A 12674-nucleotide genomic window follows, 5' to 3' on the forward strand; every position below is an offset into this window, starting at 1 on the left:
CGCACCCACCCCCGACCCCTCCCTTTAAAGGGAGGGGCTTCCTTCATGATCACGCCGCGCCGGCCGGGCAAAGGAAGCCGATGAGGTTGGCCAGCTCGGCGCGCAGATGGTGGCGGTGGACAACGCGATCGAGCATGCCGTGATCGAGCAGATATTCGGCCCGCTGGAAACCGGGCGGCAATTTCTCGCGGATCGTGCTTTCGATCACGCGCTGGCCCGCGAAGCCGATCAGCGCGCCCGGCTCGGCAATCTGGATGTCGCCGAGCATCGCATAGGAAGCGGTGACGCCGCCCGTCGTCGGATCGGTCAGCACGACGATATACGGCAACCCTGTTTCGTGCAGCTTCTGGATCGCCACCGTGGTCCGGGGCATCTGCATCAGGCTGAGGATGCCTTCCTGCATCCGCGCGCCGCCCGCGGCGGTGAAGATGATGTAGGGCGCCTGCTCGGCAATCGCCGCCTCGACCCCGGCAACAAAGGCCGCTCCGACCGCCATGCCCATCGATCCGCCCATGAAGGCGAAGTGCTGGACACCGACCACCGCTTTCAGCCCCTCTATCCGACCGCTGGCGTTGATCAGCGCATCCTGCTCGCCCGTCGCCGTGCGCGCTGCCTTCAGCCGATCCGGATAGCGCTTCGAATCGCGAAACTTGAGCGGGTCTTCCTTCACCGCCGGGCTGGGCAGCGGCACGTAGATGCCACTGTCGAAAATCGCATCGAAGCGCGCGTCCGGCCCTATGCGGCCATGATGCTCGCACTTGGGGCAGACCGACTGATTTTCTTCATATTCCTTGGTGAAGAGCATCGTCCCGCAGTTCGGGCATTTGTGCCACAGATTGTCGGGCGTCTCGCGCTTCGGCACGAAGGGAAGCGAATTGCGGACCTTGTCGAGCCAGCTCATGCGGGCACCTTTTCTGTGTTCCGAAGCGCCGCGGCAAGGCCTGCCACCACCTGTCCGGCGGCGGCGGCCGGATCCTCGCCCGCCGCGGCGGCCTTGGCGATGGCATCGATGATCGCCGATCCGACCACGACGCCATCGGCGACCTTGCCGATCGCCGCCGCCTGATCGGGCGTGCGCACCCCGAAGCCGACCGCGATCGGCAGATGAGTCGCCGCCTTCAGCCGCACAACCGCATCCTCAATGCTAGCCTGCTGCGCCTGCTGCTGGCCGGTGATGCCCGCGACCGAGACATAATAGAGAAAGCCGCCCGCGCCCTCGAGCACGGCGGGCAGCCGCGCGGCATCGGTGGTCGGCGTAGCGAGACGGATGAAGGCGATATCCTGCGCACGGAGCGCAGGGCCGAGCACGCCGTCCTGTTCCGCCGGAATATCCACGCAGATCACGCCGTCGGCACCGGCCTCTGCCGCCTGCTCCGCGAACCGCTCCGCGCCCCGGCGCAGCATCGTGTTGGCATATCCCATCAGCACAAGTGGCACATCGGGATGGCGGGCGCGGAAGTCCCGCGCGATGTCGAGGAGCTTGGCCGTGTTGGCGCCCGCGGCGAGCGCGCGCAAATTGGCGAGCTGGATCGCGGGGCCATCCGCCATCGGATCGGTGAACGGCAGACCGAGCTCGATCAGGTCCGCGCCATTCTCGACCAGCGCATCGAGGATCGCGGGCGTCGCCTCGGGCGAGGGATCGCCGCCGGTGACGAAGCAGATCAGCGCGGCCCGCCCCTCGGCGGAAGTAGAGGCGAAAGTGAGGCCAATGCGGCTCATATCGTCACCCCTAACGATGCCGCCACAGTCGCCATGTCCTTGTCGCCGCGGCCGGAGAGGTTGACGAGGATGATCTGGTCCCGCGTCATCTCCCGCGCCTTGGCCGGCACCGCGGCGAGCGCGTGGGCACATTCCAGGGCGGGGATGATGCCCTCGACGCGGGTGAGGTGGGTGAAGGCGTCCAGAGCCTCCTGATCGGTGACGCTGCCATAGGTGACGCGACCGATATCGTGCAGCCAGGCATGTTCGGGGCCGATGCCGGGGTAATCGAGACCGGCCGAGATCGAATGCGCCTCGGTGATCTGGCCGTCGTCATCCTGGAGCAGATAGGTGCGGTTGCCGTGGAGCACGCCCGGCGTGCCGCCGTTGATGCTGGCGGCGTGCGCCTTGTCGAGCCCGTGCCCCGCCGCTTCGATGCCGAGCATCGCGACTTCCGGGTCGTCCAGGAAGGCGTGGAATAGGCCGATCGCGTTCGATCCGCCGCCCACCGCCGCGACCAGGAGATCGGGCAGTTTGCCCTCGGCCTCCAGCATCTGCGAGCGCGCCTCGGTGCCGATCACCGATTGGAAATCGCGGACCAGCTCGGGATAGGGATGCGGCCCGGCAACCGTGCCGATCAGGTAGAACGTGTCGTCGACATTGGCGACCCAGTCGCGCAGCGCCTCGTTGAGCGCATCCTTCAATGTTTGCGCGCCGCTGGTTACCGGGATAACCTCGGCTCCGAGCAATTTCATGCGGAAGACGTTGGGCTGCTGCCGCTCGACATCCTTGGCGCCCATATAGACGACGCATTTCAGCCCGAAGCGCGCGCAGACCGTGGCGGTGGCGACGCCGTGCGATCCGGCGCCGGTTTCGGCGATGATCCGCGTGCGGCCCATGCGGCGCGCGAGCAGGATCTGGCCGATGCAATTGTTGATCTTGTGCGCGCCGGTGTGGTTGAGTTCTTCGCGCTTGAGATAGACCTTGGCGCCCATCCCTGGCGCGGCACTCTCGCGGATCGTCTCGGTCAGCCGCTCGGCATAATAGAGTGGGCTCGGGCGGCCGACATAATGGGTCATCAGCCCATCGAACTCGGCCTTGAACGCCGGGTCCGCCTTGGCGGCGCGATATTCGCGCTCCAGCTCGAGGATGAGCGGCATCAGCGTCTCGGCGACATAGCGGCCGCCATAGTCGCCGAAATGGCCCTGCGCGTCGGGCTGTTGACGGAGCGAATTAAGGAGGGTCATTGCGCGGCTGCCTTAAGGAACGCCGCGATCTTGTCCACATCCTTGATGCCGGGCGCGCTTTCCACGCCCGACGAGACGTCGACCGCAGGGGCACCGGTGATGCCGATCGCCTCGCGGAGGTTGCCGGCATCGAGGCCGCCCGAAAGCAGCCAGGGCAGCGGATGATCGAAGCCCTCCAGCAGCCGCCAATCGAAGCGCAGGCCCTGCCCGCCGGGGATTACGGCATCGGCGGGGGCCTTCGCATCGTAAAGGATGCGGTCGGCGGCGCCGCGATAGCGGGTGACGAGCGCGAGATCGTCGCGCGTGCGGACCGGCGCAGCTTTCCACACCTCGATTCCGTAACGGCGGCCGAGCGAAGCGGCCTGCTCGGGGCTTTCCTTGCCGTGCAGCTGGATCGCGGTGAGCCCCGCAGCGACGGCAGCGGCGATCGCCCCGTCCTCGGCATCGACGAACACGCCGACCTTGCCGACATGGTTCGGCGCCCGCGCGATCAGCGCGGCGGCGGCTTGCGAATCGATATTGCGCGGACTAGGGGCGCAGAAGACGAAGCCGATCCAGGCAGCGCCTCCCGCGATCGCGGCATCCATCGCCGCGTTGGTGGTTACACCACAGATCTTGGTCCGCACGGGCATGGCAGCGCGGCTGGCCCATGCGCTGCAAAAGCGCAACCGCTAACGCGATCATTCCATCCCCGATATCCTCGTTATCCACAGGGCCTGAAGCCGATTCGGCGCTGGTGCGACTCGCGGAATTGGGCGACGTTGAACATGTGATCGGGGGCAAAGCCGATCGGGAACGGGAAACCGGGAACGAGACGCAGAGCCGAAGAGAGCCGCCGAAACCGGCGAAGCGAACGAAAGGCCTTCGGGCCGGACGATCGTGGATACGGTGGAGGTGATGGCGCCGGAAGCGGTATCGGGGAAAGGGGTGCTAACCCAGCGCCCGTTGGACCGATGCTCCAGGAAGGGCCGCTGATCAGTCGGAAGCCGCAAGGCCGAAGGCAAAGCAGCGACGCCTGAGCACAGGCGAAGCAGGATCTGGACGGCCCGCCGAAGCTTCGGTGGAGACGGGAGCAGATCAGATCGAGCCGAGCCTGTGCTCGGCGCACAGTCGGGCCCGGTGGCGACACCGGGCCCGATTTTCGTTTCAGAGGTGGTAGCTCCTTTGTTGCGTTGCACAAAATGCAACCGCCCCGCAAACCATCGCACTGGCACTTTCGTCGGCAAACTGCCAATTGCTGCGGCGCACAAGAAAGCAAATTCGTTAGGAGAGGCAGACCCCAATCGGAGACTGCCCATGACCAAGTTTCTTCTTCCCCTCCTGGCCCTCACCGCCGCAGCACCTGCGTTCGCCAGCCAGCCCGCCGCCGATGTCCAGACGATCTCGTTCGAGCGTGACGGCGTTGCTTATGTCGGCACCGTCAAGAAGGTCGGCGATCAGCAAGTGATCAGCGGTCATGAGGTCGAGAGCGGCCGCGCGTTCGATCTGGTTGTTCGTAACGGTCGCGTTTCCGGCACCTATGCCGCGCAGCCGATCAACTACACCGTCGCCCAGAAGTAAGCCTCGCTCGCCTCTGGCGAAGATATGACGCCCTCGCGCCGCTGCGGGGGCGTCATTTCTTTTTGAGGCGGGCGATGAAGAAGCCGTCGGCGCCGCCAGCCGCCTCGATCATGCCCGGCAGCACGCGCACGGTGCCGATCGCCGCTGGGGTGATGCCTTCGGGCAGCTCCGCCGCCTCCACCGGATCGATGGCGAACCTCGCGTGGCGGGTGAGGAAAGCCTCGATCGCCTGTTCCCCTTCCTCCGGCTCGAGCGAACAGACCGAATAGAGCAACGTGCCGCCCGGCGCGGTTGCGGCGGCGGCCCGCGACAGCATCGCCTGCTGGCGCTCGGCCAGCGCTGCGATCGCTTTGGGGCGCACGCGATGCAGCACATCGGGATGGCGACGGAAGATACCCGTGGCCGAACAGGGCGCGTCCAGCAGCACGGCTTCGGCGGGCGCGGCGGGCGTGAAGGTCAGCGCATCGGCGACGATCACGTCCGCGGCAAGGTGCGTCCGCGCCAGATTGGCGCGCAGCCGCTTCAGCCGGTCGGCGGAGAGATCGACGGCGGTGACGCGCCAATCCGCCGCGGCAAGCTGCAGCGTCTTGCCGCCCGGCGCGGCGCACAGATCGATCACGCGCCGCCCCCGGCCTTCGCCGAGCAGCCGCGCGGGGAGCGACGCGGCGATATCCTGCACCCAGAAAGCGCCCTCAGCAAAGCCGGGCAGCTCGGTTGGCCGCGCGCCGGCGGGCAGGCGCAGGTGGCGCGGGGCCAGCGATAGGCCGCCCTCGATCGCCCCCTCGCCGGATGCAAAGCTGAGATCGAGCGGGGCGGGCATCGCGGCGAGCCGCGCGGCGGCGGCCACTACCGCATCGCCCCAGGCGATCCGCCAGCGTTCGGCGACCGCAGCGGGCAGGTTCGGAGGATCGGGAAGCCGGGCATCACTGCGCGACAGCGTCCCGAAAACGCCATGCACCAGCTTGCGCGGGCCGCCGTCCACCAGCGGCAGCACGGTGGCGATTGCGGCGTGGGCGGGCGTGCCCAGCACCAGCCGCTGCGCCAGCGCGATGCGCAGCGCCATGCGCGCCTTGGCGTCATTCGGCAACGGTCGCGCGGTGGCACCGTCGATCAGCGCGTCGAGATCGTCGAGATGGCGCAGCACTGCTGCGGTGATGGCATGGGCCAGCGCGCGATCGGCGGGCAGCGTCAGGTTCTGCGCCGCGCGATCCAGCGCCGATTCGAGCGGCAGGCCCTTGCGCAGCACCGAGTCGAGGATTCGCAGCGCCGCACCGCGTGCGGGGACGCCCTCGCCCGCGTCTCGGTCAGGGCGCGGCTTGCCTTGAGTGGGTTGGGGGTCCATCGCCGCGCTGTGGCCGCTCGCGATCCAGGAGGCAAATCATGACCGATCAGCCCAGGCCGCAATCCGGGCGTCTGCCCCCGCCCAAACATCTCTCGCCCAATCCCCCCGTGCCCGAGCCGGCCGAGCCGGTGGTGACCGAAGAGCAATCGCCGACGCGCTACGGCGATTGGGAGCGCAACGGCATCGCCATCGATTTCTAAACGCCCTTCAGCCCGCCAGGCGCTCGGCCTCGTGGCGGATCAGCGCGATCATGTTGGGAATGCCTTGGGTGCGGTTCGAGCTGAGCTGGGCCTTGAGATCGAAGGGCGCCAGCGCTGCTTCGATATCGGTGGCGAGAATGTCCCCGGCGCTCTTGTCCTGCACGGTCAGCAACACCAAAGCAATGATGCCCTTGGTGATCGCTGCGTTCGAATCGGCGAGGAAATGGAGCGTGCCGCCGGCCTGTGCGGTCGGATAGACCCACACCGCCGCCGAGCAGCCGCGGACCAATGTCGCATCGCTCTTGAGCGCGTCCGGCATCGGCTCCAATTCGCGGCCGAGATCGATCAGCAGCCGGTAGCGATCGTCGGCGTCGAGAAATTCATATTCGTCGAGGATGTCGGAGAGAGTGGGCATCGGGGCGGGCGCTAGGGGGCGATGAAGCTCAAGTCAAAAGCCCAACTATCGTGCTCCGGCGTAGGCCGGAGCGCTGGAATGGAAAGCGCCACTCTACGCCATACAGGGCTCCGGCCTGCGCCGGAGCGCTTGGAGTTAGAGATCCACTCCCGCCGCGATGGCTTCCAGCTTGCGGACGCGCTCCTTGAGGTCGGCGAGCTCGATGCGCGCGCCGGAGGTGGTTGCGGGCATGTCGCCCGGGCGGCGCCCGTCGAGGCTGAGCCGCTGCAGCGCCAGCCAATCGCGCCACGCCTTGAGCGCGGTCAGCGCCACCACGACCACGGCGATCAGCGCCGCGCTCGCGGTGATGGCGGTAAGCATGGGATCATTCATGGCTTGATCTCCCGATTCGATTCGCGCGCGTCCCGCAGCGCTTCGATCTCGCGTTCCAAGGACAGGCCGCGGGTGCGATCGCCATCGGTGACGATCCGCTCCAGCACCTGGATGCGATCCTTGAGCAGGCGCACGTCGCTGCGCAGCGCCTCGGCCTCGGCATTTTCGCGCGCGATGTCGCGCGGCGGGCCAATGTAGCGCTCCTCGCGGCCGCGGCCGGTGCGCACGATGCCGTAGCGGGCCTGGATGATCCGGGTAATGCCCAGGATCAGCACGATCAGCACCACCATCATCTTGCTGTCCATGCGGGTACTCCTGCTAAATCTTCTGATCAGTTGATGGGCTTGTCGCGCAGCCGATCGATCTCGTCGCCGAGATGCGTCGAGCGATCGGTGAGGATGCGTTCAAGCACCGCCATGCGCTGTTCCAGCCGCTCGGTCTTGGCGACATATTGCGCGGCGCGTTCGGCGGTCTGGTCGGTCAGCGCCATGCGCATCGCTTCCTTATGATCCAGCCAACGCTTGAACATGCTGCTGCCGACACCGAGCGTGACGGGCAATCCGATCACGATCGTGAAGAAGGCGAGAAAGGTGAAGGTGCTCATCGCGCTTGTCTCTCAGTTGATGGGCTTATCACGAAGGCGATCAATCTCGTCGCCGAGCAAGGTCGAGCGATCGGTCAGGATCCGCTCCAGGACTGCGACGCGCTGCTCGAGCCGCTCGGTCTTGGCGCTGGATTGCGCGGCCTGCTCGCTGCTGCGTTCGGAAAGGATGAGGAACTGCCGCTCCTTCATCGCCATCCATTTGTGCGCGACGCCGGCGAGGATCGCGATGATCGGAATGAGAAAGACAAGTTCGGGCACGTCAGCGATCCTTGCTCAGCGCCGGCGTGCGCAGCGCTTCGATCTCACGGGCGACACGCTCGGCGGGATCGGTGGCGATGCGTTCGAGCACCGCGATCCGCTCCTCCAGCCGGAGAACTTGCCCGGTCAGCCGCTCATTCTCGTTGGAGAGCAACTGGACCTTGCGCTCCTCGTCCGCACTGCCGCGGCGGCGGCGATCGCGAAGTTCCTGCGGCTCGAAGCCATGACGCGCGCGAACCCAATTGTTGGCGACCCGCGAGATCGGCCAGATCGTAATCGCCGCAATCGGGATCAACAAAGCAAGATCACTCATTCCCCTTACCCCTATCCAAAGCGTTCAGTTCAGCGCAGCGCGTCGATCTCGTCGGCGAGGCGGCGGTTCTGGCTGGTGACGTGCGTCTCGACGTCGGCAAGCCGGCGATCGATGTCGCGGAAGCTGGCGCGGACGTCGCGGACCGAATGGCTCGGCCGTGCCCGCACCTTCTGCCAGAACTTGCGGTCCTCGCGGTCCTCATATTCGAACTCGCGCGGCTGCTCGTCGGCCAGCCAGCCGACCAGGAAGTAAGCGACGAAGCCGATACCGCCAGTAGCGAACATCGACAGCAGCAGGACGCCGACGCGGACGAAGGTAACGTCGATGCCGGTATAATCGGCGATGCCGGCACAGACGCCCATCACCTTGCCGTTGCGCTTGTCGAGATAGAAGCGGGTGCGACGCGGAGTCATTTCGAACATCCTTTCGAAGGAATGGGGTTTCAGCGCTGGCGTTGACGGTCACGCTCGCGGCGTTCGGCGAGATGATCGAAGACATGGTCCTCGCTGCGCTCGTCGATCAGCCGTTCGCTTGCGGGCCGGCGGAAATCGGGATTGTCGGCGGCGACGATGCGCTCGATCGTCGCCATGCGGTCGTCGAGACGGCGCGCGAGATCGTGGAGCTCATCGAGCAGTTTCTCGTCCTCGATCGGCAGGCCACCGTTGCGCTTCCACTGCGTGATATAGTGGAAGATCAGCCAGGGCAGGCCAACGAACAGGAAGCCGCAAACGAAGATGGCGGTCAGGTCCATGGCTCAGCCCTCCTGATTGGCGATGCGGGCCTGGGTGCGCGCCTTGAGCGCCTCCAGCTCGGCATCGACCTTCTCGGCGGAGCGCAGTTCGGCGATCTCCTCCTCCAGGCTCTTCTCGATGCCGAAGCCGGCGGCATCGGCGCGGCCCTCGGCCAGATCGACGCGGCGCTCCAGCACCTCGAAGCGCGAGAAGGCGTCCTCGGTCTTGGGGCCGGCATACATTTCGCGCAGCCGCGTGCGGTTGTTGGCGCTTTCCAGCCGGGCGCTGATCGAATTCTGGCGGGTGCGGGCCTCGCGCAGCTTGGTCTGAAGCTTGGCGATGTCCGCCTCGCAGGCCTGCAGCGCCTCGTCGATGCCGTGGATTTCCTCCTGCAGCTGCTCGACCAGATCCTTGGCCTTCTGCTTTTCGACCAGCGCCGCCTTGGCGAGATCCTCGCGACCCTTGGAAAGCGCGAGTTCGGCCTTCTCCATCCAGCCGTCCTGCACCTGATCGAGCTTGGCGATCTGGCGGCGCATTTCCTTCTGATCGGCGATGTGGCGCGCGGCCGAGGCGCGGGCATCGACCAGGGTTTCCTCCATTTCGAGGATCATCATGCGGATCATCTTCGCGGGATCGTCCGCCCGATCGAGCAGATCGGCCATGTTGGCGGCGATGATATCGCGCGTGCGGGTGAAGATGCTCATCAGAAAATGCTCCTCGGTTACTCGGGTTACGCTTGGGCGGTTCGCATCCCGGGATTTCCAGTCGCCCCAGGATAGCGCCGGGGGAGGCACGGGGGAAAGGCCCCGCCCCGACATGTCGTTCACTTGGCCGCCACCCGCATCGTGGCGGCGTTGCCCGCCTGGGAAACATCGGCGGCGTGAACCGGGCCGACCGCCGCAATGACGCAGGCGGCGGAAAGGATGACGGCGCCGACCGTCGAAACGGCGAAACGCTGGAAATCCTTTTTGTCGAACGTAAACATCTTCGTCTCCTGAACCTCTCAGGCGCCGCTTCCGGCGTCACAATAGTCATTGCAGGAGCCGTGCCAGTTTTCAGTATCCCTTTATATCAAGAGCTTAGTGCGATAGGGCTCTAGCCCGCAGCTCCGCATCTTGCCAAAAGGTGGCAAATCCCGCCAAATGGCAGGATGGAACGCGATACGCAGTTCATCGGTCAATCGACCGCCTTCCTGGATGCCGTCGAGCGCGCCAGCCGCGCCGCTGCGCTAAACCGGCCTGTGCTTGTGATCGGCGAGCGGGGCACGGGCAAGGAATTGATCGCCGAGCGCCTGCATCGCCTTTCCGGCCGCTGGTCCGGGCCGCTGATCACACTCAACTGCGCGGCGCTGCCCGAGACGCTGATCGAGGCCGAACTGTTCGGCCACGAAGCGGGCGCCTTCACCGGCGCTACCAAGGCGCGGGCGGGGCGATTCGAGGAGGCCGACGGCGGCACCTTGTTCCTCGATGAGCTGGCAACGCTGAGCATGGCGGCGCAGGAACGGCTGTTGCGCGCGGTCGAATATGGCGAGGTGACGCGAATCGGGGCGTCCAAGTCGCTGCGCGTCGATGTGCGCATCGTCGGCGCCACCAACGAACATCTGCCGACCCTCGCCGAAAAGGGCCGCTTCCGACCCGATCTGCTCGATCGCCTGTCGTTCGAGGTGATCACATTGCCGCCTTTGCGCGCGCGCGAGGGCGATATTCCCGTGCTGGTCGAATATTTCGGTCGGCGGATGGCGGCGGAGATCGGCTGGGCGCGCTGGCCCGGGTTCAGCGCGCGCGGCAACGCCCTCCTCGAAGGCTATGACTGGCCTGGCAACGTCCGCGAACTGCGCAACGTGATCGAGCGCGCAGTCTATCGTTGGGACCTGCCCGAGCAGCCGATCGATGAAGTGACCTTCGATCCTTTCGCCTCGCCCTGGCGGATGGTGCCGCTGAAGCCCGAGGCGGAGCCGAAGCCTTTGCCCCTCCCCGCTCAGACCGGCGCGCCGCAGACCATCACGATCGATTGCGACGATCTGCGTTCCGCCGTCCATGCCCATGAGCGCGCGTTGCTGGAAAGCGCGCTTGCCCGCTGCCGCTTCAACCAGCGCGCCACCGCCACGGCGCTTAAGCTCACGTACGATCAGCTGCGCCACGCGCTGCGGCGGCATGACCTGCTCGAAAAGGCGGCCAACTAAGCTCCGTTTGCCCTGAGCTTGCGAAACCTGTCCTGAGCGCCTGCCTTGGCAGGCAGTCGAAGGGGGCCGTCCTTCTTTCTCCGCGTCGACGAAAGAACGATGCTTCGACAAGCTCAGCACGCACGGATTTTGAGACCTTCTAACTTGCTAACGACTCGCAACAAGGCTTTGGCGTTGCCGATGTGGCTGATCGGGCGTTAGCAGGTCGAGAATTCGCGAAGGAGACGACGCATGGCTTTTGAACTGCCCCCGCTACCCTATGACAAATCGGCGCTGGAGCCGCATATGTCGGCCGAGACGTTTGAGTATCACCACGGCAAGCATCACAAGGCCTATGTCGACAAGACCAATGGCTGGATCGAAGAGAAGGGCCTCGCCGGCCTCTCGCTGTTGCAGGTGATCAAGAAGGCCAAGGATACAGGCGACAAGGGCCTATTCAACAATTCGGCGCAGATCTGGAACCACACCTTCTTCTGGCACTGCCTCGCGCCTGCCGGCCAGCAGCCCTCGGGCAAGCTCGCCAGCCTGATCGAGAGCGGCTTCGGATCGACCGATGAGCTGCTGAAGAAACTGGCGGCTGAGGCCGTCGGCCATTTCGCCAGCGGCTGGGCCTGGCTGGTGCTGGAGGGCGATGCGCTCAAGGTGACCTCCTATCACGATGCCGATACGCCGGTGGCCTATGAAGGCGTGAAGCCGCTGCTCACGCTCGATGTGTGGGAGCATGCCTATTACATCGATTACCGCAACGCCCGGCCCAAGTTCGCCGAGACCGTGCTCGGCAACATCATCAACTGGGATTTCGTTGCGCAGAATCTCGACGGCGAAGGCGCCAGCCGCGCCGATCAGCAGCAATAAGATCCTTAAGCCCCTCCCCTTTAGGGGAGGGTTGGGGTGGGGCAGCGTCGATGGGGTTCGATGCCCCAGCGGCGCTTTTCCGCCTAACGTTCGAGTCTTTTGGGCGCGCAGACGCGCGCACCCACCCCAACCCCTCCCTTAAAAGGGAGGGGCTTATCTGTTTGCCGCCAGCGCCTGCGCGGCGGCTTTGCCTGCCGGATCCTGTGGCGCCACATCCACCGCATGCTGCCAGGCCACCCGTGCCGCGCCGATCGCGCCCCTGGCCGCGGCGATATTCCCCGCTTCCAGCGCGACCTCGGGATCCTCCGGCGCGATCCGCATCGCCTCGCCGATATCCTTCTCCGCGCGGTCGAGATCCTGCGCGCGCCGCGCCAGCGTGGCGGAAAGCAGCCAGGCGAAGCCGTCATCGGGCACCAGCTTGAGGCCCGCGTCGGTGGCCAGGCGCGCCTGCGCGAGATCGCCCAGCGCAACATCGGCGCGGCCGCGATCGATCCACGTCTCGCCCTTCTGCGTGGCCGTAAGCCGGTTCGAGGCCAGCGCGCGATCGAGATCGGTATGCGCGCGGTTGGCGTCGTCAGCGGCCAGCGCGGCATTACCGGCGAGGCCCCAGAGCTGTGCCGCACGGCCGTCATTGCCCTCCTCGGCGCTGCCGGCGGCCTGTTCGAAGGCCTGCGTCGCATCGGTGAAACGCTGCGCGGCGGCGAGCGCGAGGCCGAGGCATTGGCGGGAGGGCACGTCCGCCGCGGTCCGCGCCCACTCCTGCGCTTCCGTAATCGCACGGGACGGGTCGCTCTTGATGAGCTGAGTGCAGGCCGCGAAGCGCGCGCTGTCGCTGCCCGGCAGCTTGGCGAGCGGGGTGACAGCGGCGAGAAGGAACAGCGGGATCATAGGCTTCCG

General features: G+C 66.2%; 20 protein-coding genes. 4 read left to right on the forward strand and 16 right to left on the reverse strand.

Going from position 1 to position 12674, the window contains the following annotated elements; all coding sequences use genetic code 11:
• Positions 1-49 precede the first annotated feature (49 nt).
• Genes accD through FHS31_RS05310 form a run of 4 tightly spaced genes read right to left on the reverse strand, consistent with a single transcriptional unit; the run spans position 50 to position 3577 of the window.
• A complete protein-coding gene (gene accD / locus FHS31_RS05295; protein WP_167072320.1) occupies positions 50-901 on the reverse strand; it encodes an acetyl-CoA carboxylase, carboxyltransferase subunit beta in 852 nt (283 codons plus the stop codon).
• On the reverse strand, positions 898-1719 hold the full coding sequence (gene trpA, locus FHS31_RS05300; protein WP_167072321.1) for a tryptophan synthase subunit alpha: 822 nt from the start codon (positions 1717-1719) through the stop codon (positions 898-900). Before trpA ends, accD begins: the two co-directional genes overlap by 4 nt.
• On the reverse strand, positions 1716-2945 hold the full coding sequence (gene trpB / locus FHS31_RS05305; protein ID WP_167072322.1) for a tryptophan synthase subunit beta: 1230 nt from the start codon (positions 2943-2945) through the stop codon (positions 1716-1718). The genes trpA and trpB overlap by 4 nt, the downstream gene beginning before the upstream one ends.
• A complete protein-coding gene (locus FHS31_RS05310) occupies positions 2942-3577 on the reverse strand; it encodes a phosphoribosylanthranilate isomerase (protein WP_167072323.1) in 636 nt (211 codons plus the stop codon). The genes trpB and FHS31_RS05310 overlap by 4 nt, the downstream gene beginning before the upstream one ends.
• Positions 3578-4241: 664 nt before the next feature.
• On the opposite strand from FHS31_RS05310, the gene FHS31_RS05315 reads away from it, so the two are divergent.
• On the forward strand, positions 4242-4505 hold the full coding sequence (locus FHS31_RS05315; RefSeq protein ID WP_167072324.1) for a hypothetical protein: 264 nt from the start codon (positions 4242-4244) through the stop codon (positions 4503-4505).
• A 52-nt stretch (positions 4506-4557) separates the two neighbouring features.
• On the opposite strand, the gene FHS31_RS05320 is transcribed toward FHS31_RS05315, so the two are convergent.
• Positions 4558-5847, reverse strand: a complete 1290-nt coding sequence (locus FHS31_RS05320) for an RsmB/NOP family class I SAM-dependent RNA methyltransferase (RefSeq protein ID WP_167072325.1) — start codon at positions 5845-5847, stop codon at positions 4558-4560.
• Between the two features lie 38 nt (positions 5848-5885).
• Here FHS31_RS05320 and FHS31_RS05325 point away from each other — a divergent pair, with 38 nt between their 5' ends.
• Entirely contained in the window at positions 5886-6047 is a 162-nt protein-coding gene (locus FHS31_RS05325; protein ID WP_167072326.1) for a DUF1674 domain-containing protein, read from the forward strand.
• 7 nt (positions 6048-6054) lie between these two features.
• Here FHS31_RS05325 and FHS31_RS05330 read toward each other — a convergent pair whose 3' ends face one another.
• From FHS31_RS05330 to FHS31_RS05375, 10 genes are all read right to left on the reverse strand, one after another.
• Complete coding sequence (locus tag FHS31_RS05330; RefSeq protein WP_167072327.1) at positions 6055-6462, reverse strand: SufE family protein; 408 nt, start codon at positions 6460-6462, stop codon at positions 6055-6057.
• A 135-nt stretch (positions 6463-6597) separates the two neighbouring features.
• Complete coding sequence (locus FHS31_RS05335) at positions 6598-6834, reverse strand: hypothetical protein (protein WP_167072328.1); 237 nt, start codon at positions 6832-6834, stop codon at positions 6598-6600.
• The gene (locus FHS31_RS05340; RefSeq protein ID WP_243843283.1) at positions 6831-7127 is read right to left on the reverse strand and encodes a hypothetical protein; all 297 of its coding nucleotides are present in this window, start codon (positions 7125-7127) and stop codon (positions 6831-6833) included. Before FHS31_RS05340 ends, FHS31_RS05335 begins: the two co-directional genes overlap by 4 nt.
• Positions 7128-7165: 38 nt before the next feature.
• Positions 7166-7363, reverse strand: coding sequence for a hypothetical protein (locus FHS31_RS05345; RefSeq protein WP_243843313.1), 198 nt, complete (start codon positions 7361-7363; stop codon positions 7166-7168).
• An 87-nt stretch (positions 7364-7450) separates the two neighbouring features.
• Positions 7451-7696 (reverse strand): hypothetical protein, encoded by a 246-nt coding sequence (locus FHS31_RS05350; protein WP_341786292.1) that lies wholly within the window; start codon positions 7694-7696, stop codon positions 7451-7453.
• A gap of 1 nt (position 7697) precedes the next feature.
• Positions 7698-8009: a hypothetical protein gene (locus FHS31_RS05355; protein WP_167072331.1), complete on the reverse strand. Its 312-nt coding sequence runs from the start codon at positions 8007-8009 to the stop codon at positions 7698-7700.
• 29 nt (positions 8010-8038) lie between these two features.
• Positions 8039-8422: an envelope stress response membrane protein PspC gene (gene pspC, locus FHS31_RS05360; protein WP_167072332.1), complete on the reverse strand. Its 384-nt coding sequence runs from the start codon at positions 8420-8422 to the stop codon at positions 8039-8041.
• Between the two features lie 29 nt (positions 8423-8451).
• The gene (gene pspB / locus FHS31_RS05365) at positions 8452-8760 is read right to left on the reverse strand and encodes an envelope stress response membrane protein PspB (RefSeq protein WP_167072333.1); all 309 of its coding nucleotides are present in this window, start codon (positions 8758-8760) and stop codon (positions 8452-8454) included.
• A 3-nt stretch (positions 8761-8763) separates the two neighbouring features.
• On the reverse strand, positions 8764-9444 hold the full coding sequence (pspA, locus tag FHS31_RS05370) for a phage shock protein PspA (RefSeq protein ID WP_167072334.1): 681 nt from the start codon (positions 9442-9444) through the stop codon (positions 8764-8766).
• A gap of 119 nt (positions 9445-9563) precedes the next feature.
• Complete coding sequence (locus FHS31_RS05375; RefSeq protein WP_167072335.1) at positions 9564-9725, reverse strand: hypothetical protein; 162 nt, start codon at positions 9723-9725, stop codon at positions 9564-9566.
• Positions 9726-9890: 165 nt separating this feature from the next.
• Between FHS31_RS05375 and pspF the strand changes: the two genes are divergently transcribed.
• Both pspF and FHS31_RS05385 read left to right on the forward strand, forming a co-directional pair.
• On the forward strand, positions 9891-10922 hold the full coding sequence (gene pspF / locus FHS31_RS05380; protein ID WP_167072336.1) for a phage shock protein operon transcriptional activator: 1032 nt from the start codon (positions 9891-9893) through the stop codon (positions 10920-10922).
• Positions 10923-11153: 231 nt separating this feature from the next.
• Positions 11154-11777 carry a superoxide dismutase gene (locus FHS31_RS05385; RefSeq protein ID WP_167072337.1) on the forward strand — a complete coding sequence of 208 codons (624 nt, stop codon included), beginning with the start codon at positions 11154-11156 and terminating at the stop codon, positions 11775-11777.
• Between the two features lie 153 nt (positions 11778-11930).
• Here the strand turns inward: FHS31_RS05385 and FHS31_RS05390 are convergent, their stop codons facing one another.
• Positions 11931-12665: a tetratricopeptide repeat protein gene (locus FHS31_RS05390; protein ID WP_167072338.1), complete on the reverse strand. Its 735-nt coding sequence runs from the start codon at positions 12663-12665 to the stop codon at positions 11931-11933.
• Between the last annotated feature and the right edge of the window lie 9 nt (positions 12666-12674).

It is taken from the genome of Sphingomonas vulcanisoli, from assembly GCF_011761305.1.
In the GTDB taxonomy this organism is placed as follows: Bacteria; Pseudomonadota; Alphaproteobacteria; order Sphingomonadales; family Sphingomonadaceae; genus Sphingomonas_I; species Sphingomonas_I vulcanisoli.

Bases quoted from the DNA above. Each gene is read 5' to 3' on its own strand.
- accD (WP_167072320.1), bottom strand. From the start codon at position 901: ATGAGCTGGCTCGACAAGGTCCGCAATTCGCTTCCCTTCGTGCCGAAG.
- trpA (WP_167072321.1), bottom strand. From the start codon at position 1,719: ATGAGCCGCATTGGCCTCACTTTCGCCTCTACTTCCGCCGAGGGGCGG.
- trpB (WP_167072322.1), bottom strand. From the start codon at position 2,945: ATGACCCTCCTTAATTCGCTCCGTCAACAGCCCGACGCGCAGGGCCAT.
- FHS31_RS05310 (WP_167072323.1), bottom strand. From the start codon at position 3,577: ATGCCCGTGCGGACCAAGATCTGTGGTGTAACCACCAACGCGGCGATG.
- FHS31_RS05315 (WP_167072324.1), top strand. From the start codon at position 4,242: ATGACCAAGTTTCTTCTTCCCCTCCTGGCCCTCACCGCCGCAGCACCT.
- FHS31_RS05320 (WP_167072325.1), bottom strand. From the start codon at position 5,847: ATGGACCCCCAACCCACTCAAGGCAAGCCGCGCCCTGACCGAGACGCG.
- FHS31_RS05325 (WP_167072326.1), top strand. From the start codon at position 5,886: ATGACCGATCAGCCCAGGCCGCAATCCGGGCGTCTGCCCCCGCCCAAA.
- FHS31_RS05330 (WP_167072327.1), bottom strand. From the start codon at position 6,462: ATGCCCACTCTCTCCGACATCCTCGACGAATATGAATTTCTCGACGCC.
- FHS31_RS05335 (WP_167072328.1), bottom strand. From the start codon at position 6,834: ATGAATGATCCCATGCTTACCGCCATCACCGCGAGCGCGGCGCTGATC.
- FHS31_RS05340 (WP_243843283.1), bottom strand. From the start codon at position 7,127: ATGATGGTGGTGCTGATCGTGCTGATCCTGGGCATTACCCGGATCATC.
- FHS31_RS05345 (WP_243843313.1), bottom strand. From the start codon at position 7,363: ATGTTCAAGCGTTGGCTGGATCATAAGGAAGCGATGCGCATGGCGCTG.
- FHS31_RS05355 (WP_167072331.1), bottom strand. From the start codon at position 8,009: ATGAGTGATCTTGCTTTGTTGATCCCGATTGCGGCGATTACGATCTGG.
- pspC (WP_167072332.1), bottom strand. From the start codon at position 8,422: ATGACTCCGCGTCGCACCCGCTTCTATCTCGACAAGCGCAACGGCAAG.
- pspB (WP_167072333.1), bottom strand. From the start codon at position 8,760: ATGGACCTGACCGCCATCTTCGTTTGCGGCTTCCTGTTCGTTGGCCTG.
- pspA (WP_167072334.1), bottom strand. From the start codon at position 9,444: ATGAGCATCTTCACCCGCACGCGCGATATCATCGCCGCCAACATGGCC.
- FHS31_RS05375 (WP_167072335.1), bottom strand. From the start codon at position 9,725: ATGTTTACGTTCGACAAAAAGGATTTCCAGCGTTTCGCCGTTTCGACG.
- pspF (WP_167072336.1), top strand. From the start codon at position 9,891: ATGGAACGCGATACGCAGTTCATCGGTCAATCGACCGCCTTCCTGGAT.
- FHS31_RS05385 (WP_167072337.1), top strand. From the start codon at position 11,154: ATGGCTTTTGAACTGCCCCCGCTACCCTATGACAAATCGGCGCTGGAG.
- FHS31_RS05390 (WP_167072338.1), bottom strand. From the start codon at position 12,665: ATGATCCCGCTGTTCCTTCTCGCCGCTGTCACCCCGCTCGCCAAGCTG.